At 60.0% G+C, this 24799-nt stretch carries 22 protein-coding genes; 10 read left to right on the top strand and 12 right to left on the bottom strand.

Annotated elements, in window-relative coordinates; translation table 11 throughout:
• Positions 1-34: 34 nt before the first annotated feature.
• From WHJ28_RS13205 to WHJ28_RS13180, 6 genes are all read right to left on the bottom strand, one after another.
• Positions 35-940: a dihydrodipicolinate synthase family protein gene (locus tag WHJ28_RS13205; protein ID WP_340042536.1), complete on the bottom strand. Its 906-nt coding sequence runs from the start codon at positions 938-940 to the stop codon at positions 35-37.
• Positions 941-991: 51 nt separating this feature from the next.
• A complete protein-coding gene (locus WHJ28_RS13200) occupies positions 992-1837 on the bottom strand; it encodes a carbohydrate ABC transporter permease (RefSeq protein ID WP_340042535.1) in 846 nt (281 codons plus the stop codon).
• 12 nt (positions 1838-1849) lie between these two features.
• Positions 1850-2791 (bottom strand): carbohydrate ABC transporter permease, encoded by a 942-nt coding sequence (locus tag WHJ28_RS13195; RefSeq protein ID WP_425461145.1) that lies wholly within the window; start codon positions 2789-2791, stop codon positions 1850-1852.
• 123 nt (positions 2792-2914) lie between these two features.
• Positions 2915-4267, bottom strand: a complete 1353-nt coding sequence (locus tag WHJ28_RS13190; RefSeq protein ID WP_340042534.1) for an extracellular solute-binding protein — start codon at positions 4265-4267, stop codon at positions 2915-2917.
• A 159-nt stretch (positions 4268-4426) separates the two neighbouring features.
• A complete protein-coding gene (locus WHJ28_RS13185; RefSeq protein ID WP_340042533.1) occupies positions 4427-5281 on the bottom strand; it encodes a MurR/RpiR family transcriptional regulator in 855 nt (284 codons plus the stop codon).
• 9 nt (positions 5282-5290) lie between these two features.
• Positions 5291-6502, bottom strand: coding sequence for an AGE family epimerase/isomerase (locus tag WHJ28_RS13180; RefSeq protein WP_340042532.1), 1212 nt, complete (start codon positions 6500-6502; stop codon positions 5291-5293).
• A 199-nt stretch (positions 6503-6701) separates the two neighbouring features.
• Between WHJ28_RS13180 and WHJ28_RS13175 the strand changes: the two genes are divergently transcribed.
• Positions 6702-8081, top strand: coding sequence for an ROK family protein (locus WHJ28_RS13175; RefSeq protein WP_340042531.1), 1380 nt, complete (start codon positions 6702-6704; stop codon positions 8079-8081).
• A complete protein-coding gene (locus WHJ28_RS13170; protein WP_340042530.1) occupies positions 8082-8744 on the top strand; it encodes a GDSL-type esterase/lipase family protein in 663 nt (220 codons plus the stop codon).
• Between the two features lie 49 nt (positions 8745-8793).
• On the opposite strand, the gene WHJ28_RS13165 is transcribed toward WHJ28_RS13170, so the two are convergent.
• From WHJ28_RS13165 to alr, 3 genes are all read right to left on the bottom strand, one after another.
• Positions 8794-9339 (bottom strand): hypothetical protein, encoded by a 546-nt coding sequence (locus WHJ28_RS13165; protein ID WP_340042529.1) that lies wholly within the window; start codon positions 9337-9339, stop codon positions 8794-8796.
• A 54-nt stretch (positions 9340-9393) separates the two neighbouring features.
• Entirely contained in the window at positions 9394-9759 is a 366-nt protein-coding gene (locus tag WHJ28_RS13160) for a type II toxin-antitoxin system PemK/MazF family toxin (RefSeq protein ID WP_087188294.1), read from the bottom strand.
• A 200-nt stretch (positions 9760-9959) separates the two neighbouring features.
• A complete protein-coding gene (alr, locus tag WHJ28_RS13155) occupies positions 9960-11087 on the bottom strand; it encodes an alanine racemase (RefSeq protein WP_340042528.1) in 1128 nt (375 codons plus the stop codon).
• 273 nt (positions 11088-11360) lie between these two features.
• On the opposite strand from alr, the gene WHJ28_RS13150 reads away from it, so the two are divergent.
• Entirely contained in the window at positions 11361-11696 is a 336-nt protein-coding gene (locus tag WHJ28_RS13150; protein ID WP_340042527.1) for a hypothetical protein, read from the top strand.
• Between the two features lie 36 nt (positions 11697-11732).
• On the opposite strand, the gene WHJ28_RS13145 is transcribed toward WHJ28_RS13150, so the two are convergent.
• Entirely contained in the window at positions 11733-12332 is a 600-nt protein-coding gene (locus tag WHJ28_RS13145; RefSeq protein ID WP_340042526.1) for a hypothetical protein, read from the bottom strand.
• A gap of 24 nt (positions 12333-12356) precedes the next feature.
• Positions 12357-13892 carry an NAD(P)H-hydrate dehydratase gene (locus WHJ28_RS13140; protein ID WP_340042525.1) on the bottom strand — a complete coding sequence of 512 codons (1536 nt, stop codon included), beginning with the start codon at positions 13890-13892 and terminating at the stop codon, positions 12357-12359.
• 381 nt (positions 13893-14273) lie between these two features.
• On the opposite strand from WHJ28_RS13140, the gene pheS reads away from it, so the two are divergent.
• Positions 14274-15299 (top strand): phenylalanine--tRNA ligase subunit alpha, encoded by a 1026-nt coding sequence (pheS, locus tag WHJ28_RS13135; protein WP_340042524.1) that lies wholly within the window; start codon positions 14274-14276, stop codon positions 15297-15299.
• Between the two features lie 17 nt (positions 15300-15316).
• On the top strand, positions 15317-18007 hold the full coding sequence (gene pheT, locus WHJ28_RS13130) for a phenylalanine--tRNA ligase subunit beta (protein ID WP_340042523.1): 2691 nt from the start codon (positions 15317-15319) through the stop codon (positions 18005-18007).
• Between the two features lie 954 nt (positions 18008-18961).
• On the opposite strand, the gene spoVAC is transcribed toward pheT, so the two are convergent.
• Positions 18962-19405 (bottom strand): stage V sporulation protein AC, encoded by a 444-nt coding sequence (spoVAC, locus tag WHJ28_RS13125; protein ID WP_340042522.1) that lies wholly within the window; start codon positions 19403-19405, stop codon positions 18962-18964.
• 122 nt (positions 19406-19527) lie between these two features.
• On the opposite strand from spoVAC, the gene WHJ28_RS13120 reads away from it, so the two are divergent.
• The 5 genes from WHJ28_RS13120 to WHJ28_RS13100 all read left to right on the top strand — a co-directional run bounded on the left by WHJ28_RS13120 (position 19528) and on the right by WHJ28_RS13100 (position 24757).
• Positions 19528-20178 carry a MerR family transcriptional regulator gene (locus WHJ28_RS13120; RefSeq protein WP_340042521.1) on the top strand — a complete coding sequence of 217 codons (651 nt, stop codon included), beginning with the start codon at positions 19528-19530 and terminating at the stop codon, positions 20176-20178.
• Positions 20159-20476: a YbjQ family protein gene (locus WHJ28_RS13115; protein ID WP_340042520.1), complete on the top strand. Its 318-nt coding sequence runs from the start codon at positions 20159-20161 to the stop codon at positions 20474-20476. The genes WHJ28_RS13120 and WHJ28_RS13115 overlap by 20 nt, the downstream gene beginning before the upstream one ends.
• 3 nt (positions 20477-20479) lie before the next feature.
• Complete coding sequence (locus WHJ28_RS13110; protein ID WP_340042519.1) at positions 20480-21199, top strand: ABC transporter ATP-binding protein; 720 nt, start codon at positions 20480-20482, stop codon at positions 21197-21199.
• Entirely contained in the window at positions 21192-22781 is a 1590-nt protein-coding gene (locus tag WHJ28_RS13105) for a hypothetical protein (RefSeq protein ID WP_340042518.1), read from the top strand. Before WHJ28_RS13110 ends, WHJ28_RS13105 begins: the two co-directional genes overlap by 8 nt.
• Positions 22782-22867: 86 nt before the next feature.
• A complete protein-coding gene (locus tag WHJ28_RS13100; RefSeq protein ID WP_340042517.1) occupies positions 22868-24757 on the top strand; it encodes a S41 family peptidase in 1890 nt (629 codons plus the stop codon).
• The last annotated feature ends 42 nt before the right edge of the window (positions 24758-24799 follow it).

Below are 24799 nucleotides of genomic sequence, written 5' to 3'. Positions count from 1 at the left end.
CGGGTCACCGCCCGCCCCGGAACTTGATCTGGGATCAGCAGTACTTGGCGATGGCGGCAGTGATCATGGCGTAGGCCTCGTCCACCACAGCGGCATCGCTGTCCACCAGGCCGGGCATGGGCTTGCGAACAGATCCGCAATTCACGCCATTCTTGGCCAGGATGGCCTTCATCACAGCATACAGGTTGCCGTGAGCGGAGCACATCTTGTAGATGATGCGGCAGATATCGTTCTGGATCTGACGTGCAGGCTCCATCTCACCCTTCTGGAAATGCTCATACACCTTCAGGAAAAGCTCGGGCATGACGGCATAAGTGCCGCCGATACCGGCGCAGGCGCCCATGGCCAGACCGGACACATACTGCTCGTCGGGACCGTTGAACACGATAACACCGGCATCTTTCCACATCTGGATATCCTGGACAGGCATGGAGGAGTTCTTCACACCGATGACCCGGGGATTCTTCTGCATCTCGGCCAGCAGAGAGGGAGTCAGGGCCACGCCGGCCAGCTGGGGGATATTATAGATGATGAAGTCGGTGTTGGGCGCGGCGGAGGAAATGTCGTTCCAGTAGCCGGCAATGCCATACTCAGGCAGATGGAAGTAGATGGGAGGAATGGCGGCAATGGCATCCACACCCAGGCTCTCGGCGTGAGCGGCCAGTTCCATGCTGTCGGCAGTATTGTTGCAGGCAACGTGGGCAATTACCACTACCTTGCCCTTGGCCTCGGCCATCACATTCTCCAGCACTACCTTGCGCTCAGCCACGCTCTGGTAGATGCACTCGCCGGAGGAACCGCCCACATACAGGCCGTTAACGCCCTTGCCGATGAGGTAGCGGGTCAGGGCACGAACCTGGTCGGGGGAAATGTTGCCGGCCTCGTCATAGCAGGCGTAAAAGGCCGGGATCACGCCCTGGTACTTTTTCAGATCGCTCATGTTAGTATTCCTTCTCTCAAAAAAGTTGATAAACGAATCAGGAGGATAAAATCAGCCCTTAACAGCACCCATGGCAATACCCTGGGTAAAGTACTTCTGGAAAGCGATAAACACGGCCACGATGGGGATGGCGGCCAAAGTGGCGCCGGCCATGATGAGGCCGAAGTCGCTGGACATCTCGCCCTGCAGTCGGGCAATGCCCAGGGAGATGGTCCAGTTCATCCGGCTGGTCAGCATGATCAGCTGGAGGAAGTAGTCGTTCCAGGAGTTGACAAAGGTAAAGATAGCCAGTGCGCCGATGCCGGGCTTGATCATGGGGAAGACCACGCTGAAGAAGGTGCGCAGCTCCCCGGCGCCGTCCACCCGGGCGGCCTCCAGGATCTCGTTGGGAATGGTCTCGGAGAACTGCTTCATCAGGAACACACCGAAGGGCCAGCCTACCGTGGGCAGGATGACAGCCCACAGGGTGTCCGCCAGATGCAGGATGTTCATCTCACGCAACAGGGGGATGACGATGACCTGCTTGGGCAGGGCCATTGCGCAGATGATAATGGTAAAGAGGAGGGCCCGGCCATAGAACCGCTTCTTTGCCAGAGCATAGCCGGCCAGGGCAGCGGTGAGGCAGGTCAAGACCAGGGCACCCACAGCCATGATGATGGTATTGAGCAGCCACCAGCCGGCGGGTTGTTTGAACAGCTTGGCGTAGTTCTCCAGGGTGGGGCTCAGGGGGAACCACTGAGGGGTACGGGCGTTGATGGTCATGGCGTCCTTAAAGGAGCCGGTGACGATCCAGTACAGCGGGAAGATGAAGAAAATCGCCAGGAGAATGAGGATCACAATGGTGATCACTTTATAACCGGTGGAAGTACCGGCCAGCTTGCTTTTCGCGTTATTCATCTTCTCACCCCCTTAACCGTTGTCGGTCTTCGCGAACTTGAACTGGATGGCAGAGAAGATCGCGATGATGATGGCCAGGACCACGCCCATAGCGTTGGCGTAGCCGAAGTTCTGGTTGTTGTACGCCATCTGGAAGATGTAGTACATAATGGTGTCGGTAGCGTGGTTGGGTCCACCGGAAGTCAGCAACTGGATCAGTGCGAAGCACTGGAAGGAGTTGATGGTGGTAATGACCAGGATATACAGGGTAGTGGGCATGATCTGGGGCCACTTGATCTTCCAGAACACCTGGAGCTTGGTGGCGCCGTCCACCTGAGCCGCCTCCACCAGGGACTGATCCACATTGCCCAGGGCAGCCACATACAGCACGATGGGCTGACCGATGGAAGTGGTAAACAGGATCAGGATGATACACCAGATGGCAGTAGCGGAATTGCCCAGCCAGTCATAACCGGTGGTACCGAAGATCTGGTTCAGCAGGCCGTTGTAGGGATTGAACATCCACTTCCATACCACGGTGACTGCCACGGTACCGGTAACCACGGGCAGGTAGAACACGCAGCGGAAGAAGGAGCGGGTCACCGCCTTCATCTGATAGATGGCGGAGCTGACCCACAGGGAAAAGGCGGTAACGGCGGGAACCGCCACCGCGACGATGATGACGGTGTTCAGGAATCCCTTCCAGAAGACGGGGTCCTGAACCATCTTGACATAATTGGCAAAACCGACGAACCTGGTAGCGGCACTGTTCAGGCCCATCTCCTGGAAGCTGAACACCACGCACATGATCATCGGGATCACCACAAAGCCAATGAAGAAGACCAGGCTGGGCAACAGGAACAGGTAGGCGGAAATGGTTTCCCGCCGCACCAGGGCCTTGCTCATACCAGAGAACTGGGACCGTTTCTCCTTTTTGGGCTTCTTATTAGCCGTTGCTACGGCATTTTGTGCCATTAGTTTCTCCCCTCTTTTCGAACATATTTTGCACGCCTCTCCAATCAATTTAGGAAAAGCAACTGTGCCCGCCCCCTCACAGGGAGCGGGCACAGAAAGTGCATCAGATCAGACTTGCGCCACTTAACCGATGGCAGCGTTGCTGGCGCTGACAAACTCATCAGCGGCAGTCTTGGCGTCCACGCCGCCGGTCAGGACCTTCTGGAGCATATTCCACCAGTTGGTGCGCTGCTCGGTCCAGCCGCCGATAACGTTGTAGTAGTCGCCCATGTAAGGCATCAGAGTCAGGAACTCAGCGGCATCAGCCTCGGTCTCGGTACCCTCGTACACATTGCCCAGAGAAGCACGGACGGGGAAGAAGCCGGTCAGCTGCACGCTCTCCTTGGACTGCTCGGGATCGTCGCAGATGTAGCGGATGAAGTCCTTGGCAGCAGCGATCTTGGCCTCGTCGCCGTTGTTGAAGATACCAAAGCCCCAGATACCGCCGCACAGCTCGGGCTTACCGTCGTCAGAGGGGAAAGCCATGGCATAGGGGGTAAAGGCAGTCTGAGAAGCGTACTGAGCCTTGTTGGAAGCGTTCCAGCAGAAAGTCACAGCAGCGGTGCCATTGGCAAACTGCTGCAGCTCGTCAGCAGCCTGGAAGCCGGCATTGGCGTTCAGGGAACCATTGTCCACCATGGACTTGATGAGCTCCAGAGCCTTCACGTTCTCAGCGGAGTTGGCGGTGTACTCGGTGTGGTCGGCATTGGTGTAGGTGCCGGAGTACAGGTTGTTGACGAGAGCACGGGTACCCTGGTCGCCGCCCTGGCCGCCGCAGTAAACGATACCGGGCACGGCCGCCAGACCGGAGTCACGGACAGCCTCCATGGCCTTCACAAAGTTGTCAGTGGTCCAGGTACGGGTCTCCTGGTCGATGTACTGCAGAGCGCCGGCCTGCTCAAAGACCTCATAGTTGATGGCCATGCAGTGGGTGGTCATGCACAGAGGATACTCATAGTACTTGCCGTCCAGCTGGCAGGCATTCACAACAGCCTGGCTGGTAGCGGCGATATCAGCAGTAGCATCCTCGGTCCAAAGATCGGACAGATCCACCATCAGGTTGTTGGCGCCCCAGTTGGTCACCAGGCGCTCGGGGCCTTCCATAATGATGTCGGGAGCGGTGCCGCTGGTGATGGCAGAAGTGACCTGAGTATCGCCGTTGGTGTAATCCAGCAGCTCAAACTTGATGGACACGCCGGGGTTCTTGGCGGTGTACTCATCGATCAGAGCCTGCATGGTATCGTAGTCACCAAACTTGCCGATGGGATAGGTCCAGATGGTCAGCTCCACAGTCTCGCCGGAGCCGGAAGGAGTGTTGCCGGACGGGGTGTTGCTGTTGCCGGCGGGGGACTCGCTGTTACCACCGCCGCCGCAGGCAGCCAGGCCCAGAGACATGGAGGCAGCCAGCATGAGCGCAAGAATACGTTTCTTCTTCATCGTTCATCCTCCTCATTTTCGATAATTTTCGTGATTACACAACGGTAACCCGTTGTGTAGATTGTACAGTTCAGCACAGGATTTGTCAATAGTGAATTACGTATTTTCTTTCTTTTTTTGCTGCGCCTGCAAATTTTTTTCACTCTCCACAGTCGGCGGTCAAATGTGTTTATCTGACAGCACTTCGGCCACCAGCTCCTGTCGGGCCCGGCAGCCCTCCCGATCCCGCCGGCATACCTCATGAAAAAGCACATCCATCAGATAGAGCTGGGCGATGCGTGCGGCCACCGAGCCGCCCTGGAGGGGGCCCTCCCGGGAGCCGCACTGAAGTACAATGTCGGCATAGGCGGCGCCGGGAGATTTAGGGAAACGGGTGACCAGAATGATCCGCGCGCGCCGTTCCCGGATGATCTGGAGATTCTTCATCAGTTCTTTGGTGGAACCGGAGTAGGAGAAGTAAATGACCAGGTCGCCTGGGGTCAGCTGTGAGGCGGCGATGGCTTGTAGATGGGAATCCATGACCGCCGTGAAATTCAGCTGGATGGTGCTGAACAGATGGGCACACTCCTGGGAGAGGATCATGGACCCTCCCTGTCCCATACACAGCACCCGGCCGGCGGAGACGATCATATCCGCTGCTTTGCGCACCCCATCCGCTTGGATCAGCTCCAGGGTCTGGGCCAGAGCCTCGGAATTACTGCGATAGACAGCACGGCACATACCCTCCACGCTGTCCTCTTCTGCCTCCTCCTCAGCGTCGGCGCCGCGATCCATCCGCCCCGCAGTAGCGTTGGCAATGGCCAGCTTAAAGGCACTGTAGCCCTTATACCCCAGCCGCTTACAGAAGCGGGAGATGGTAGCTTCCGCCACACCCGCCTCCTCTGCCAGCTCCGAAATGGACATGAACTGGGTCTGCTGCTGGTGGATGACCGCATAGTCGGCCACTTTTTTCTCCGCGCTGGTCAGCTGATAATATTCACTATTGATCTTTTCAAAGACATCAAGTAAGGGCATGGCCGACCCTCAATTCCGCTCCAGGATCTGGCCGATCATCTGATCGCACATGATGAGCATACGAGGCAGGTGGAAGGGACCTTTGAACGTGGAGCCTTTACAGGCGGGCTCGGTTGGCTTGCCATCCCGGCGCAGGTAGCCATACCAGTCGCCATATTCAGGATCGGAGAAGTATTTCTTGCAGTAGTCCAGAGTCTTCTCAAACCACTCCAGATACTTCTCATCACCGGTATCCCGGAAGATCATCATGGAGGCAATGAGGATCTCATCATGGGGCCACCACAGCTTCATGTCATGCTCATAGGCCTCGGGGGGACGGCCCAGGCAGTCGATAAAATAGAGCAATCCGCCGTACTCCTTGTCCCATCCGGCATTGATGGCCTGGTCAAAAATCTTAACAGCGGTGGCGTGCTGTTCCTTGTTGCCCCGCAGGTTGGCGTCCTCCATCAGGAACCAGGAGCACTCGATGTCGTGCCCAGGGTTGACCACACGGCCCTCGGTAACGTCGCCCCGGAACTCGCCGTTGGGACCCACACTTTCCAGGGTGCAGCCCAGCTCGGGCTTGTAGTGGTAGCGGAAGATCTCATCCACACACTGGGCGGCCCGCTGATGATACAGCTCAGTCTGCTCGGGGTCCACCCGGCGCAGCACGGATGTGATGTTCAGATAGATCATGGGATTGGCCAGGGCACGGCCGGTCCGGGTCTCAGGAATGGTCTTGGGACCCATGCCGGTGGGGTCCTTGATGAGGCCCTGATTCAGATTCCAGATCAGTTCATAGGCGGCACGGGCACGCTCCAGGCACACCTTGTCCCCGGTAACACCATAATATTCGGCATTGGCAATAGCATAGAACCCCTCGGAGAAGCAATAGCGGCGCTGGCGCAGGGGCTTGCCGTCACCGGTAACGGTGAAGTACATCCGGTTGCCCGCCTCCCGGTTGATGCAGCAGCGCTCCATAAAGTCCAGGCAGCTCTTACTGGCGGCCAGCCACTCGTCCTTTACACCATAGGTATGGCACAGATAGGCAAACATCCAGGCACAGCGTCCCTGCATCCATACGCTCTTATCAGTGGAGAAGATCTTACCTTCCCGATCCAGGCAGGTATAAACGCCTCCATTCACCGGGTCCATACCGTTTTTCAGCCAGAAACTGACACTGCGCTCCAGCTCTTCTTGAATCCATTTTTGATGGTCCTGCAGACGTGCAGTGATATCCATAATCGCAATTCCCACCTTTCCAATGTTGGGAGAGTTCCCCCGTTGGTTCCATCATACCCGCCGGTACATCCCCCGTCAAGACCTGGAAAGAAAATAATTTTCAGAATCCGGAAAATATGCTTGACAGATTTAAAAAAACTGGTAGCCTATACATATAACGAGCTTTCTGTTTTTCCATATATGTTAAGGAGGATGTCTCATGAAATATCTTGGCATCGAAGTTCCCGTCAAACACGTCCCCGAACTGGACCCCGGTTTCCTCCCCCTGGGCAAATTCTTTGCTTCCTTCCTGAAGGGCGCCAAAAAGCCCCTGGATCTGGCTGTGGAGCGGGCCGGCGGCGAGGTGGCCGTCTACAAAACCTTTATTCACGGCACCCCCGATATGGCTGAAGCCGACCGCTACTATGTGGACCGGCTCATCAAGACCATGCTGTGGTATATGGGCGGTTTCAAGGTCTACATCAGCGGTGACAAGGATATCTTTGAAGCCATGAAGACCACCTGGTGCGTGGGCGGCAAGCGCTCCTTCGACGCCGATTTCATGTCCAATGTGTATGAGAAGCCCTTTGAGGTCGTGTACTGCGACCAGGTGCCCGCCGAGAAGAGCAATCCTCAGGCCGTGGGCCGCCACCTGGGCGGCTGCCGTATCGGTTTTGACGCCGGCGGTTCCGACCGGAAGGTGTCCGCCGTGATCGATGGCGAGCCTGTGTTCAGCGAAGAGGTGGTGTGGTATCCCAAGGTCACCGCCGACCCCGACTACCACTATGAGGGCATCGTGTCCGCTCTCAAGTCCGCCGCTCAGCATATGCCCCGGGTGGACGCGGTGGGCGTCTCCTCTGCCGGTATCTACATCGAAAACCGTACCATGGTGGCCTCCCTGTTCCTGAAGGTCCCCAAGGAGGACTTTGACGCCAAGGTGAAGGATATCTACATCCGCGCCATCAAGGACACCTTCGGCGACGTGCCCTATGTGGTGGCCAACGACGGTGACGTGTCCGCCCTGGCCGGCGCCATGAGCCTGGAAGAGAACAACATTATGGGTATTGCCATGGGCACCAGTGAGGCCGTGGGCTATGTGGACCAGAACGGCAACATTACCGGCTGGCTCAACGAGTTGGCTTTCGCTCCCGTGGACGCCAACCCCGGCGCCATGGAGGACGAGTGGTCCGGTGACATCGGCTGCGGTGTGAAGTATTTCTCCCAGGACGGCGTCATCAAGCTGGCCCCCGCCGGCGGCATTGAACTGGACCCCGCCCTCTCCCCCGCCGAGAAGCTGAAGGTGGTGCAGAAAGCTATGGAGGAGGGCAACCCCGGCGCCGCCGCGGTGTATCGCTCCATCGGCGTGTATCTGGCCCACTCTCTGGCTCTGTATTACCACTTCTACGGCTTCAAGCACGTGCTGCTGCTGGGCCGCGTTATGTCCGGCAAGGGCGGCGACCTGCTGCTGGACACCTGCAAAAGCGTGCTGGCCGACGAGTATCCTGAGATCGCCTCCAAGATCAACCCCACCATGCCGGACGAGAAGGCCCGCCGAGTAGGCCAGTCCGTGGCCGCCGCTTCCCTGCCCGAGATCAAGTAAATGCGCCGCCACATCGTCTGTCTGGGGGATTCCAACACCCATGGCTACTGCCCCGATCCTGCCGGCTGCGCCGACGCTCATCTCTTCCGCTTCAATGAGGAGGAGCGTTGGCCCTGTCTGCTGCAGCGAACTTTAGACCAGTCCTTTCTGGTGGTGGAGGAAGGCCTTCCCGGCCGCACCACTGTATTTGACGATCCGGTGGAAGAGGGACTGTCCGCCCTGTCCTATCTGCGTCCCTGTCTCAAGAGCCACGAGCCTGTGGGTCTGCTGGTGGTCATGCTGGGTACCAACGACTCCAAAGAGCGCTTCGGAACCAATGCCTATACCATTGGCCGGGGTATGGAGCGGCTGATCCGGGCTGCTCAGTCTATAGACTGCTGGGGGCCCGGCGGAACACCCAACATTCTTATCGTTGCCCCCAAGTCCATCGAAAAGGGTGTTTTCTCCTCTCCTGTAGCCGATGAAATGGGGCTTGGCTGTGTGGAAAAGACCCGTGGACTGGCCAAGGAATACAAGATCGTGGCGCAACGGACCGGCTGCGCCTTTCTGGATGCCAACACTCTGGGGCTTGCCTGCAATACGGTGGATTATATGCACCTGACCCGGGAGAGCCACGCCAAACTGGCACAGGCTTTGGCCCAACTGATCCCCACCCTGCTCTGAATAAGCAAAAAATGTGGACGGCGTTGCCGTCCACATTTTTTATCCTTTACTATTTAATCGTATAACCGCCCCGGACCATAATGGTCACATCGGTGGAGGCTTTGACTCCCCGTCCGTCAACGGTCGCCAAATACAGATGGTTGGCGGTCAGGTTCTTCCCGCCCGCCAGGGCCGACCCGTCGGTGGTGTCGATGAGGCCGGGGGCCGTATCGGATACACAGGCCGCAGTTCCGGCCCGCAGCAGAAACTCGCAGGCCTCCGTGCCCACCACGGTCTGCCCGGCCTTTAGATTGACGATCTGAAATACACCGCCGGCTGAAGTGGAGCTGGACCCGCCGCTCAGGGCCTTCTCCACCTCCGCCACATAGCTGTCGACCACACCGGACAGCTTCTTCTCCAGTTCGGACTGCTTGTCCGTCACTTTACCGTCCACCTGCTTCAGAATGGAGGGGATCGCCTGATCTTCCAGATAGCTGAGGGTGACCAGGGGATCGTTCTTGCTGCCTTGCTGTCCGGCGGCCACCGCAACTCCCACCAGAGTCACCGTGACCAATCCGCCGGAGATAAGCCGTACCAGACCTTTTCTCTGTTTCATATGTACCTCCTGTCTGACGGGGAGCCGCCCTCGGGGACGGCTCCCCCCTTGTCTTTAAACCATGGTTCCTGTGTGCAGGCCAAAGCTGACCGCGATGGCGTTGTCCACCCGCTGCATCTGCGCTTCGTCCAGCCGACCCATGTGCTCTCTCAGCCGCCTTTTGTCCAGCGTCCGGATCTGTTCCAGCAGCACCACCGACTCTTTAGGGAGTCCGTAGGTGTTGGCTGAGAGCTCGATGTGGGTGGGCAGACGGGCCTTGCCGGTCTGGGACGTGATGGCCGCCGCGATCACGGTGGGACTGTGCCGGTTGCCGGTATCGTTCTGCACGATAAGCACAGGCCGCACACCTCCCTGCTCGCTGCCCACCACAGGGCTCAGATCGGCATAAAAAATATCTCCGCGTTTTACGCTGTTGTCCACAAAAGCTCACACTCCGCCGGAAAATAGTCACCTGCGTCACACGACCGGAGGCCTATGTAACGCGGTCACTATGATTCTCCCACGGGGCGGCGGGAATTATACCCGTCCTGCAAAATTTCGCGGGGCAGGCCGGTCCGCCGCCGCCTGGCCGGGCCTTTCTCCCCCGGCCCATTGTATGCGTCTGCCGGACAGCCGGTGCCTCAGTCCAAATAAGCCCGGTGGACCCGGGGCGACACGGCGCACAGCAACTCATACTGGACGGTGCCTGCCAGGGCGGCTACATCCTCAATGGGCAGGTGCTCGCCGAATACCTCCACCTCGTCTCCCGGCGCCACATTCAATCCGGTAACATCTGCCATGCACATATCCATGCAGATCCGGCCCACAATGGGGGCCCGCCGGCCGCCGATCCGCACCTCCAATCTGTCGGAGCACAGCCGGGGCAACCCGTCTGCGTAGCCGATGGTGAGGGCGGCCAGTTTGGTCTCCCGGCCCAGCACATGGGTACAGCCGTAGCTCACCGGAGTGCCGGCGGGCACAGTCTTTACCGAGGCCACCCGGGTCTTGAGGGTCATCACCGGATGCAGGCCTGGGCCGTCCAGCCCCTCGCAGGAGGGGTCTGGATAGTGGCCGTACAGGGCAATGCCCGGCCGGACCATATCCAGATGGGTGCAGGGGAACTTGAGGGCCGCGGCGCTGGCGGCGCAGTGTCGAATGGCAAAGGTGATCCCCCGATCTTTCAGTTCCTCCAGCAAATCCAGAAAACGGGTAAACTGGAGCATGGTATAGTCCTCGTCTCCGTCGGCATTGGCAAAATGGGTGTAGATCCCCTCTGCCTCCAGACCGGGCAGAGCGCACACCTGGGCCATTGTCTCCACCGCAGCACTCAGGTTCTCTCCGCCGCACAGCCAGCCCAGCCGAGACATTCCCGTATCCGCCTTCACATGGATCTTCAAGGTCTTGCCTGCCGCTGTGGCGGACGCAGACAGAGCCTGAGCCATCTCCAGATCGTAGACCGTCTGGGTAATTTCATGGTCCAGCAGGGCTTCCGCCCGCTCGGTTGGGGTATAGCCCAGAATCAGGATAGGCGTATGAATCCCTGCCTGCCGCAGCTCCAACGCCTCGTCCAGGCAGGCCACCGCCAGATATTCCGCGCCCAGCGTCTCCAGCCGCCGGGCCACCTGCACCGCGCCGTGGCCGTAGGCGTCCGCCTTTACCACACCCAGAAAACGGCAGCCCTGAGGCAGCATGGCCCGCAGCACCCGATAATTATGCTCCAGATTGGACAGGTCGATCTCCGTCCATGTTCTTGTCTGCGTTTGTTTCATCTGTTTTCCTCTTTACCTTGAGATACAAAAATGCCCGCCGCCGGGCGGCGGACACAATAAACCAGCCGAAGGGCAGTTCATTGGTCCTTATTATACTACGCCGCCCCGCCGGTCACAACCCCAAACCGGACGGTCTTTCATGGATTTTTCATCTAATGTTCATACAATTTCCAAGACATTTTTCCTGCTTCCGGATATACTATAGGCATAGAAATAGTTTTCACACCAAGCTCCCGCCCCCTGTATCAGACGGGATCAAAGGAGGTTTGTTCCATGATGGAAGATGTAGGAAAGGTATTCGCCGATGTAGGCCTGGCCGGCGTAGGCCTGGTGGCTCTGGCTGCCGAACAGAAGGGCAAGGCCGGCAAGTTTCTGGTAGAGAAGGGTGCCGCCGCGGTGGAGGAAGGCCGCAAGCATGGGGCCGAACTCCAGCGCAAATGCCAGGAGGAGGCTCAGCGCCGCCGGGAGGAACAGTTCGACCGGCACGTCAGCCAGATGAACGCCCAGCAGCGGGAAGAGCTGCGCCGCCGCCTGGCGGAACTGGACGACCTGGAGCAGGAAGTCGCTCAGGCCGACTCCGACGACGACAACGACACCATCGCATTTTAATACAGCGGGGTGCTGCCTGGCAGCACCCCGCTGTACTTATTCTATCCTTTCAAAACCAGAAAAGTCGCACCGGATCACGGTAAAGCCATCCTGGGACAACTCTCCCCGAAGAAGGGCGTGGCTGGCCGGATCAAACCAGAGGGAGCATTCCTCCCCTTCCCCCGCCTGACCTTCCGGGTCCCGGCAGATCATCCGCAGGACCTGTCCCTCTCCGGTCTCCTCCATGGCACACTCGGCTATAAAGCCCTGGGCAGCGTAGCGCAGCAAAACGGGAACCGCGTCCATGGGACTCATGCCGCTGTCGTCCAGGGGGCCGGTCTCAACCCACACCCCGTCGTATTCCAGATATCCGCTGCCGTCCTTCAGCCGGGCGGTCACTCCAGCCACGGCGTCTGGGCTGGTAACGGTGAGTACGCTCTCCCCTTCCCACCGGTACTCCAGATCCAACCCGTACTCATAGACCCGCTGTCCGTAGTCGGCGGTCACGGTTAGTTGGGCGGCACAGCCCTCCATGGCCAGATATTCGCCCCGGATATCCAGTGCCAGCTGTTCTGCGCCGGTAACTCCGCCGCCGCAGGCGGCCAGAGCCAGGCACAGGGTTATCGTCAGTACGCACGAACCAAATCGGCGGCGCACTCCGTCTCCCCCTTTATTCCACTATTATTCCACAGATTCCTTGATCACCCGGGGCAGAGCTGCCACCACGTCGGTAGGCGTCATGCCGTACTCTCCGATCTCCCGGGCACACAGATCACCGGCCGCGCCGTGGAGCCACACCGCCATAGGCACGGCCTGCCGGGCGGGCAGGCCCTGTCCCAGCAGGGAGAGGATCACTCCCGCCAGCACATCGCCGCTGCCTCCCTTGGCCATACCGGGATTGCCGGTGGTGTTGATGTAGGCAGTACCGTCAGGGAAGGCGGTGATGGTGCGGTGGCCCTTGAGCACCAGACAGCAGGTGTGTTCCATGGCAAAGCGCCGGGCTGCTCCCAGACGGTCTCCGTCGGACAGATCGCCTCCCAGCCGGGCAAACTCCCCGTCGTGGGGAGTGAGCACCGTGTGAAGGCCCTGCCGGGCGTCCAGTACATCTATATGTCCCGTCAAAGCGTTTATGCCGTCGGCATCCAAAATGACAGGGATATGGATCTCATGCAGCAGGTGGCGTACCACGGCCGCCACGCCGTTTCCCCGGCCCAAGCCAGGGCCGATGAGGCATACACCATAGCCCGCCAGCTTATGATGGATCACCTCTCCAGCCTCCAAAGACAGCTGCCCCTCCTTGCCTGCCGGCAGGGGATAGGGCATGGCCTCGTCCAGCTTTGCGGCGGCTACCGCCCAAATGGGGGTAGGCACCCCCACCGATACCAACCCCGCGCCAGAGCGTACCGCGGCCTGTGCCGCCAGCACCGGAGCCCCGGTATAGCCCACACTGCCGCCCAAAATGGCGCACCGCCCAAAGTCTCCTTTATGGGCGTCCCGGGACCGGCGGGGCAGCTTCACCTCAACGGCCTCCACGGTACTCACCGGGCAATCCAGAGCATCCACCAGGTCCTTGGGAATCCCAATATCAGCCACCGTCAGTTCGCCGGTACACAGTCCCCCTTTGCCCACATAGTGACCTGCCTTGGGCATGGTAAAGGTGACAGTACGGGCAGCCCGTACCGCCGCCCCCAGCACCCGGCCGGTGTCAGTATCCACCCCGCTGGGAATGTCAGCCGATACCACTGGAATGGCACAGGTATTCATCATATGAATGGCGGTAAGGGCGTCTCCCCGCACCTCGCTGTTCAAGCCGACGCCGAAGAGGGCGTCCACCATCACACTGGCCTCCAGGCACCAGGCTGCAAAAGAAGCATCGTCTGGCTGGAAGGGCTCCAGCTTCCCCCCTGCCGCCGCCAGGCGGGCCTCCATGGCTCTGGTATCCTGGGTCATCTTCTCCCGGCTGCCCACCAGGATACACCGCACTTCAAATCCCGCCTCCAGCAGCTGCCGGGCGCAGGCCACGCCGTCGCCGCCGTTATTACCCGGTCCGCAGAAGCACACCACCCGTCCGGCGCAGTCTCCCGCCAGGTTCATGACCTCCTCGGCCAGAGCCGCCGCTGCCCGCTCCATCAGGTCGGTGGAGGAAATCCCCCGCTCCTGAATGGCGATCCGGTCGGTCTCCCGCATCTGCTGCGCTGTGGCGATCCGCATACTCATCCACACTCCTGTTCTTTGGTTCTTTCTTTCAGGCAGACCCATTATATGCTGTCTGCCCCGTTCCGTCAATTTTAATCTTGCACTTTCTGTCAAACTGTGCTATAAATAATGTTACTTGCGAAGAAGGGAAAAAGAGCGGTCCCCCGCCCGGCAGAGAGCGTCCGTCACCGGCTGAAAGCGGATGTGGGGTTGGCCCGTTCGGTTCGTCCTGGAGCGGCCCTGGAGACAGGGACGGATTCGCCCCACGTTACCGGGGCCAAAGTGCCCGCCGCGTGCGGGAATTGCGGGTGGTACCGCGGAAGGTTTGCCTTTCGTCCCAATGGATTGGGATGGAAGGCTTTTTTGTTTACAAATCGTATCACTGCAAAAGGAGCTGCGAATATGAAGGAAACACTGGAAACCATACGCCGGGAAGCACTGGCCGCACTGGACGGCGCCGGCAATGCTCAGGAGCTGGACGCCCTGCGGGTGAAGTACCTGGGTAAGAAGGGTGAACTCACTGCCGTTCTGAAAATGATGGGCAAGCTGTCCGCCGAGGAGCGTCCCGCCATGGGTCAGCTGGCCAACGAGGTCCGCTCCGCCCTGGAGCACGCCCTGGAGGCCAAGGGCAAGGAACTGGAGGCCAAGGCCCTGGAGGACCAGCTGAAGGCTGAGGCCCTGGACATCACCGTCCCCGGCAAGGCTGTCAAGACCGGCCACCGCCACCCCATGTATATCGCCCTGGATGAGATCAAGGAGATCTTCATCGGCATGGGCTTCACTGTGCTGGACGGCCCCGAGGTGGAGCTGGCCAAGCTGAACTTTGACCGCCTCAACGCCGAGGAGGGCCACCCCTCCCGCGACTGGTCGGACACCTTCTACTTTGACGAGGACAGCCGTGTGATGCTCCGTTCCCAGACCTCCCCCATGCAGGTCCGGGCCATGGACACCATGGAACTGCCCATCCGCATCATCGCCCCCGGCCGTGTGTACCGCAAGGACGAGGTGGACGCCACCCACTCCCCCATGTTCCATCAGGTGGAGGGCATGGTCATCGACAAAGGCGTCACCATGGCCGACCTGAAGGGCACTCTGAACACCGTGGTGGAGCAGCTGTACGGCAAGGGCACCAAGACCCGGTTCCGTCCCCACCACTTCCCCTTTACCGAGCCCTCCTGCGAGATGGACGTCCAGTGCCACAAGTGCGGCGGCGTGGGCTGCCCCACCTGTAAGGGCGAGGGCTGGATCGAGCTGCTGGGCGCGGGCATGATCCACCCCCGTGTGCTGGAGATGAGCGGCATCGACCCCAACGTATACTCCGGCTGGGCCTTTGGCATCGGCCTGGAGCGTACGGCCATGCGCCGGTTCAAGATCGCCGACCTGCGACTCATCTTTGAAAACGACGTGCGGTTCCTGGAGCAGTTCTGAGAAAGGGGTGTAAAGCAATGAATCTGAGCAGAAAATGGTTAAATGAATTTGTCACTGTGACTGCCGACGACAAGGAATTTGCCGAGGCCATGACCTTGTCCGGCTCCAAGGTGGAGCTGACCCACGACCTGGGAGAGGAGATCTCCAACGTGGTGGTGGGCCGCCTGCTTTCCATGGAGCGCCACCCCGATTCCGATCATATGTGGATCTGTCAGGTGGACGCGGCGCAGGACGAGCCCATCCAAATCGTCACCGGCGCCTGGAACATCCATCCTGGCGACCTGATGCCGGTGGCCCTCCACAAGTCCACCCTGCCCGGCGGCGTAAAGATCCAGAAGGGTAAGCTGCGCGGCGCGGTGTCCAACGGTATGTTCTGCGGCCTGGCGGAACTGGGTCTGGACACCCGCGACTTCCCCTACGCTGCCATCGTCCCCGCCGCCATTCTGGGTGACTATCACCCCCTGGACAAGGACAAGCCCTCCATCCCTGCCGACATCCAGCCCGGCCACAAGATCTATGGCCCCGTGGTGTGCGCCAAGGTGACCGGCGTCACCACCACCGGCTATTCCACCTATGACATCGCTCTGGATACCGGCGACGGCACTGCTACCGTCTCCACCGCCTGCCCCAACCTCCACGAGGAGGACCTGGTGGCCTACAACACCAAAAGCAATAGCATCTGCACCCTGGAGGATCTCCACGCCCAGCAGGCCGAGTTCCCCCACTGCATCCCCGACGGTATTTTCGTGCTGAACGAGGACTGCAAGCCCGGCGACGACATCAAGCCGGTCATCGGTTTGGACGACCATGTGGTAGAGTTTGAGATCACCCCCAACCGCCCCGACTGCCTGTCCGTCATCGGTCTGGCCCGGGAGGCCGCCGCTACCTTCGACGCCCCCCTCACTCTTCACGAGCCTGTGGTCAAGGGCGGCGGGAACGGCAGCCTGATGGAGCTGCTCGATGTGGAGACTCCGGCTTCCGATCTGTGCCCCCGCTACACCGCCCGGATGGTGCGCAACGTGAAGATCGCCCCCTCCCCCAAGTGGATGCGGGAACGGCTGCGTGCCATGGGTGTGCGTCCCATTAACAACATCGTGGACATCACCAACTATGTCATGCTGGAGTATGGCCAGCCCATGCACGCTTTTGACTACCGTTATGTGACCGGCGGCAAGATCATCGTCCGCCGTGCTGTGGAGGGCGAGGAGCTCACCACCCTGGACGGTCAGGTGCGCAAGCTCAACGCCAACCATCTGGTCATTGCCGACGAGAACCGGGCCGTGGGCCTTGCCGGCATCATGGGCGGCGAGAACAGCGAGATCGTGGACGACACCGTGGACGTGGTCTTTGAGTCCGCCTGCTTCGACGGCACCTGCATCCGCAAGGGCGCCCTGGCCCTGGGTATGCGTACCGAGGCCTCCGCCAAGTTCGAGAAGGGTCTGGACCCCCTGAACACCCTGCCCGCCGTCAACCGCGCCTGCGAGCTGGTAGAGCTGCTGGGCGCCGGCGAGGTGCTGGACGGTACCATTGACATCCTCAACTACGTGCCCCAGCCCCGTGTCCTCAAGCTGGAGCCGGAGAAGATCAACGGCCTGCTGGGCACCGACATCACCGAGAGCGAGATGGTGTCCATCCTGAAGAAGCTGAACTTCCAGGTGGAAGGCGATCAGGTCACCGTACCCTCCTGGCGCGGCGACGTGATCGGCATGGCCGACCTGGCCGAGGAAGTGGCCCGGTTCCACGGATACAACAACATCCCCATCACCCTCATGCGGGGCCAGACCACCCTGGGCGGTTTCTCTGTGGAGGAGAAGCTGGAGCGCCAGCTGGGTTCTCTCTGTCGGGCCATGGGATATGACGAGATCATCACCTACTCCTTCATCTCCCCCACCTGCTATGACAAGATCCGCTGGGAGGCCGACGATGCCCGCCGCCAGTCCCTCAAGATCCTCAACCCCCTGGGCGAGGATACCTCCATCATGCGTACCACCGTGCTGCCCTCCATGCTGGAGATCCTGACCCGGAACTACAACTACCGCAACCAGAACGTACGCCTCTATGAGGTAGGCCGCATCTACCTGCCCGGCGGCGAGGACGGTCTGGCCGTGGAGAACAAGGTGCTGTCCATGGGCGCCTATGGCAGCGATATGGACTTCTACGCCCTCAAGGGCTGCGTGGAGGCCATTCTCAAGGACCTGCGGGCCGGGGACGTCCACTTCGAGGTCCCCAGCGTGACCAATCCCTCCTATCACCCCGGTCGGGTGGCTGATGTGTACGCCAGCAACCAGCGCATCGGTGTGCTGGGGCAGGTCCATCCCCTGGTGGCTCAGAACTACGGGGTGGACGCTCAGTTCTACTGCGCTGAACTGGAGCTGAACGCACTCATGGCCGCCGAGGGCGCCGATCCTGAGTACGTGCCCCTGCCCAAGTTCCCCAACCTCACCCGCGACATCGCCGTGGTGTGCGATGAGGCAGTGACCGTAGGCGCTCTGGAGGCCTGCATCCGCAAGGGAGCCAAGGGCCTGCTGAAGGAGTGCAAGCTCTTCGACATCTACCGCGGCAAGGGCGTGGACGAAGGCAAGAAGTCCGTGGCCTTCAACCTGGTCCTCCGGGCCGACGACCGCTCCCTCACCAGCGAGGAGGCCGATGAGGACGTGAAGAGCATCTTGACCACCCTGGAGAAGGAACTGGGTGCTGTACTGCGCTGAGGTTATTCGGCCTCCTCGTCCCCGCACAGCGGGGTCCGCGCGGCAGCACGTACAAGTGTCCCGGCTACGGCCGGGACCTTGGCGCAAGGCGGAATTTACTTCCGCCGCGCAAATTTAATCTGCCCATGGGCCCCTCAAACGCAAAGCGTTTGAGGGAATGGCCGATGAGGACGTGAAGAGCATCTTGACCACCCTGGAGAAGGAACTGGGTGCTGTGCTGCGCTGAGGTTATTCGGCCTCCTCGTCCCCGCACAGCGGGGTCCGCGCGGCAGCATGTACAAGTGTCCCGGCTACGGCCGGGACCTTGGCGCAAGGCGGAATTTACTTCCGCCGCGCAAATTTAATCTGCCCATGGGCCCCTCAAACGCAAAGCGTTTGAGGGAATGGCCGATGAGGACGTGAAGAGCATCTTGACCGCCCTGGAGAAGGAACTGGGTGCCGTGCTGCGCTAAATTCCCAGAAATATAAATTGTCCCCCCGGTAATGCCGGGGGGACAATTTATATTGAGAGGTTTACCACATTTTACCCAGAAACAGCACAACCCCCCGGCCATCCATCGTGACCGGGGGGCTACTTTTCGATCTGGGGTTCAATCACTTGGTCTACCTCTACTTTCTATAGATTTGCCACGCATTGGGAAGGACTCGGTTTTGGGATTCGCCTGGATCACTGTCTCCTGCAACGTACTACCCTGATTTCCGTCTTCAGCGAACTTCGCATCTGAGGTTTCCGGGTCTCCTCGCTTCAATGAGTTTGTTGGGAACACGTGTTGCCTAAAACGAACCGTTCCTTTTCCTTTTGCGTTGAGGCTTTGATGATTTGGACTTTACTAGCCCATTGGGTTCACCTCTTTCTTTCTGGCTTTAGTATACTATTCGGTATGCCGTTTGTCAAGTCTTTTTTGTTTGTTTTATACTATTTTTTATTTCTCCCTTTTGCCGCCTTGTAGCAGATTAGCCATAACCCAGAAGCACCAGGATCATCCCGTAGATCACGCTGGCCACCAGGCCGTAGACGATAACCGGCCCGGCAATGATAAACATCCGGGCGCCTACCCCCAGCACCAATCCCTCATTTTTGAATTCCAGAGCGGGAGAGGCTACCGCGTTGGCAAAGCCGGTGATGGGCACCAGGGTACCTGCTCCGGCGTGCTGGGCCAGCTTGTCAAACCACCCCAGGGCGGTGAAAAAGGCGGAAAGGAAAATCAGCGTGACGGACACCGCCGTCCCCGCGTCGGTCTTATCGACCCCCCAGCTCTGGTACAGGTCGCTCAAACCCTGTCCCAGGGTACAGATCAAACCGCCCACCAGAAAGGCCCAGATCAGATCCTTCCACAGGGGAGAGGGCTTTGCCATCCCGGCCACATAGCGGCTGTACTCCTCATTGGTCATGTCCATGGTACGCGCCTCCTTTCCCTCCATTATGTCCGTCAGCCGTGGGAATATGTACAACATCGTATTTTTTTCTTGACTTTGCACCTGGTAGAGGGTATACCCTGTTAACGTTGGAGGTGAGGGGTGTGAAAATAAACGAGGTGGAGCAGCTGGTGGGCGTCACCAAGCGCAACATCCGCTTTTATGAAAAAGAGGGGCTGCTGAACCCCGGACGAAATGCGGACAACGGCTACCGGGACTACACCGAAGCCGATGTGGAGGCCCTGCGCAAGATCAAGCTGCTGCGCAAACTGGACGTACCCATGGAGGAGATCCGAAAAATGCAGCAGGGCATCCTGACCCTGGACGATGGTCTGCTGCGGCACATCATCCAGCTGGAGCGGGAGCAGGCCAACCTGGCCACCATCCGGACCCTGTGCCAGACATTGGCCGACGCCGGCCAGCAGCTGGCCGATCTGGACGCGGACCGGTGGCTGTCGGAAATGGAGCGTATGGAAGGAGAGGGGACTCGCTTTGTGAACATCCATAAAAAAGATACCGTCACCCACTACATCCCCCCGGTGGTATGCGCCCTGCTGTTCGTGGTTCTGATGGGCGGCGTCATGGCTCTGCTGGTGTGGGCCGCCGTGGCCTTCCCCACCGAAGCGCCCCCGCTGCCGGTGGTGGTGGCGCTCACCCTCATCCCGGCTGTGTTCATCATCGGGGTTCTGCTGGCTCTGATCCAGCGCATCAAACAAATTCAAGGAGGAGAAGAAAATGCTGCTTCTAAATATTGAGTACATCCCCGGCAAAGAGATCCAGGCCCTTGGTATCGTCAAGGGCAGCGTGGTCCAGTCCAAGCATTTCGGCAAGGACTTTATGGCTGGTATGAAGACCTTGGTTGGCGGAGAGATCGAGAGCTACACCAAAATGCTCACCGAGGCCCGCCAGATCGCCACCAAGCGCATGGTGGATGACGCCGAGGCCATGGGGGCCGACGCTGTGGTGGGCGTACGCTATACTTCCGCCTCTATCATGCAGGGGGCGGCGGAGATCACCGCCTACGGCACCGCCGTCAAAATTCTGGAGGGATAAGCCATGCTGCACATCGAACGCTTTTCCAAGACCTATCCCGGTGGCAAGCGGGCGGTGGACGACCTGAGCCTCCATGTTTCTCCCGGTGAGATCTTCGGGTTCATCGGCCACAACGGCGCGGGTAAGACTACCACCCTTCGGGCGGTGGCCGGCGTCATGGACTTTACAGAGGGCACCATCACCATTGACGGGCACAACGTCCGCACCGACGCCCTGGCCGCCAAGAAGGTCACCGCCTTCCTGCCCGACAACCCCGACCTCTATGAATTTCTCACCGGCATCCAGTTTCTCAATTTCATCGCCGATCTATACGAGATCTCCGGGGATACCCGTCAGAATCTCATCGCCAGGTACGGCGATGCTTTTCAGCTCACCGGCAATCTGGGCAGCCCCATCGGCAGCTACTCCCACGGCATGAAGCAGAAGCTGGCCCTCATCTCCGCCCTCATCCGCCAGCCCAAGCTGCTCATTTTGGACGAGCCCTTCGTGGGCCTGGACCCGTCGGCGGCCCACCTGCTCAAACTGTTCTGGGCGGAGCTGTGCGCCGCCGGCAGCGCGGTATTCTTCTCCACCCACGTGCTGGAGGTGGCTGAAAAGCTGTGCCATCGGGTGGCTATCATCAAACAGGGCAAGCTGATCCGTATGGGCAATACTGCTGAACTGGTGGGAGACTCCACCCTGGAGGACGTGTTCCTGGAACTGGAGGGAGACGGGCATGGCTAAATTTCTCGCCCTGCTGAAGCTGAATTTCCGGGCCCTGCTCTCCGCCATGCGGGTGGGCCGAAAGAAGCGCTCCTTCTCTGGCATAGGCGCCCTGGCCCTTCTGGCCGGGTTGTCGCTCTATATCTCCGGGGTGTACAGTTCCCTGCTGGCCGGACAGCTGGCGGCGGTGGGTGCCCTGCCCCTGCTGCTGGTGCTCATGTCCCTGGTGGCGGTCCTACTGGGTTTCTTTTTCTCCCTCTTCGCAGCCCAGGGCGTGGTATATGGAGCCAAGGACAATGATCTGATGCTCTCCCTGCCCATCTCTCCCTTTATCCTCATGCTCTCCCGTACCCTGGCACTCTATCTGGAGAACCTGGTGTCCACACTCTTTGTGCTCCTCCCCGCCGGGGTGATCTATCTGTGGTACGGCGGGCCGGGTGGCTGGGTAGTGCTCCCGCTGCTGCTGGTTTCCGCCCTCTTTCTCAACCTGCTGCCCACCCTGCTCACCCTCATTATAGGCTTTGTGCTGGCCTGGCTGTCCGGCCGGTTTTCCCGGAAGGCCCTGGCCTCCACCCTGCTCCAGCTGCTCCTGCTGGCCCTGATTCTGGTGGGTTCCTTCTGGCTGAGCGCCGCTGCCAACAACATGGAAAATGCCGCTCCCGCCATCCAGTCCTTCTTCCAGGGCTGGGGCCGCCCCTTCCTGCTGCTGGCAGAGGGGGTGAGCGGCGGAAATCCGCTCCAGCTGGCGGCGCTGTGGGCCCTGTGCCTGATCCCCTTCCTGGCAGTAGTGTGGCTGTTGGCCTGGCAGTATAAGGCCATCATCACCCGGCTGTCCACCCACCGGACCCGCTCGGATTATAAGCTGGGCAAGCTGTCCTCCTCCAGCCAGCGGGGCGCCCTGCTGCGGAAAGAGGCCCGCCGGTGGTTCGGCACTCCCAGTTACGTATTCAACACCGGCATCGGTCTGCTCCTGCTGCCTGGCGCCGGGGTAGCCGCTCTGATCTACCGGGAATCCATCGCACAATTTTTGGAGATGGCTGACGGTCTGGCTCTGGCCCCCCTGCTGCTGGCAGGCATCGCGTTCTGTCTGTCCACCGTTGCCATCACCGGCTCCTCCATCAGCCTGGAGGGCAAGCAGCTCTGGCTGCTTCAGTGCGCCCCCGTGCCGGTGACCACCATTCTGGGCATGAAGGCAGCTTTCCAGCTGCTGGTCATCCTGCCCTGCCTGGCAGTGGGGTGGTTCATGCTCTGTCTGGCCTTTGTACTGACCCCGGCGGAGTGGCTACTCCTGCTGGTTGACGGATTACTCTTCGCCCTGATGTGCGCCCCCTTCGGGCTGTGGATCAACCTCCACTTCCCCAAGCTGGACGCCGTCAACGATGCCGTGGTGGTCAAGCAGTCGGCCGCCGCCATGCTGTCCACTTTCCTGCCCATGGTTCTGGTTCTGCTGTTTTTCCTGCTGTGGTTCTTTTTCCTGGAACCGCTGGGCAGCATTGGTCTGCTGCTGGTATACGCCGTTATCCTGGCCGCAGCGGCGGTCCTCTCCTTTCTGGCGCTCATGCGTCAGGGACCGGTATTGTTCCGCAATCTGGAGGAAAAATGACAAATTGCTACAAAGTGGGGACGGGCCTTGCACCCGTCCCCACTTTGCACTAAAATAGGGTTACATAATATTATGGGAGGCGTACTATGAAACTTCGTTTTCGCCTGCCGGCCGTCGGACTGGCCGCAACCCTTTTGCTGACAACCGCCGCTCAGGCCCTCAATCCCTCTCAGGCTCTGACGCTGCTGAACTGGTACTACCTGGACCCTCTTCCCGACCAGGTATTTGAACAAACGGATATGCCCGGACTCATCCGGGCCCTCGGAGATCCCTACACCGAATATTTGACCGCCGAAGACTATGCCGCCTTTCAAGCCTCTCTCTCCGACTCTGAGCTGGTGGGCGCCGGCGTCTCCATCCAGCTGGCTGACACCGGTCTGCTGGTGGTCCGTGTGATCCCCGGCTCCGCCGCAGAGGCGGGCGGTCTGCTGGCGGGAGACGTGATCACCGCTATAGACGGCCAGTCTTTGGCAGGAATCGGTCTGGACCAGGCCTCCGCTCTGCTGGGCGGCGAGGTGGGGACCTCCTTCCAGCTGACCTACCTGCGGGACGGCCAGGCCCACACCGTCACTCTGACCCGCTGCGCCTTTGTGGTTCCCACCGCCTATACCCAGCTGTGGGAGGACCACATTGGCTATGTGGCCTGTGATGCCTTTGGTCCTGAAACCGCCGGTCATGTGCAGGAGGGTTTGGAGACCTATGGCAGGCAGGCCGACCACTGGATCATGGATCTGCGCAACAATGGAGGCGGAGAAGTGACCGCCGCCCTCAACACCATCAGCTATTTTGCCGGCCCCAATGATCAACTGGTCTATATGTTGGCAGGAGACGGCTCCATCAGTGCTCAGGGCAGTCAGAGCGCCCAGATCACCGATGAACCGCTCATCGTCCTGACCAACTTCTATTCGGCCAGCGCCTCCGAGCTGTTTGCCTCCGCCATCCGTGATACCGGTTCCGGCCTTCTGGTGGGGGATCGCACCTACGGAAAAGGAGTCGCTCAGATCCTGTTGGACAGCACCCTCTTTCCTGCCTTTTTCTCCGAGGGCGACGCTCTGAAAATGACCGCCTATCGCTTTTTCGGCCCCGCAGGTACCAGCAACGACACCATCGGCGTGATGCCGCACCTGCTGCTGGACCCGTCTCTGGCAGACGAAGCTGCCGTGCTTCTCTCCAGTCCAGAGCCTCAGGGGGACACCTCCGGTACAGCACGCATTGATCTGAACGGCGCCTGGTACATCGATCTGGAGCAGGCCTGCTCCGCCCCCTACCGCGCTGCCTTTACCGCGCTGCTGGAGGCTCTGCCCGACGGAATCCTGCTGCGGACAGGTACCGGCGACGGCTGGGAGGCCACCAGCGCCACTCATCTGGCAGCCGCCTGCGGCCTCAGCGACTATGACCACCGGGGGTTCTCCGATACCGCCCAGTCCCCCTACGCCGACGAGATCGGCCTGCTGGCCACCTACGGCGTGGTACTGGGCGCGGGAGACGGCACCTATCGTCCCACGGAATCTCTGACCCGCGGACAGCTCTGCACCCTGCTGGCACAGGCCCTGAACTGCAAGGTACCGAAAGGGGAAAGCGCCTTTACCGACGTGTCCATGGACGATTGGTACGGCCCCGCTGTCAATGCTCTGGCCGCCATGGGGCTGGTAAACGGTATAGGGGGAGGCCGCTTCGCCCCCAACGATCCGGTGAGCCACGAGCAGTTCATCACCATCCTGTCCCGCCTAGGCAGGAGGCTGGATCTGGATCTGATCCAGAACTGGCAGGACAGGCCAACAGCGGCATCTGCTGATTATCAGAACTATTCCTCCTGGTCCTGGGAATCGGTATGGCTGCTGGCACAGGATGAGGACGGCCTGCTTTGGGCCGCCCCCGGTGAGATCGATCCCGCCGGAGCCACCACCCGCGAGGAAGCCGCCGCCCTGACCTGCACCCTGCTGTGCAAACTGAATCTGCTCCCCGCCCTGATCTGAGTACACTTCTCATGAAGAGCGGCTTTATCTCATGTTGTTACC

Source organism: Flavonifractor porci (assembly GCF_037572415.1).
GTDB lineage: Bacteria > Bacillota > Clostridia > Oscillospirales > Oscillospiraceae > Flavonifractor > Flavonifractor porci.
This window is presented reverse-complemented; position numbering and strand designations above follow the sequence as displayed.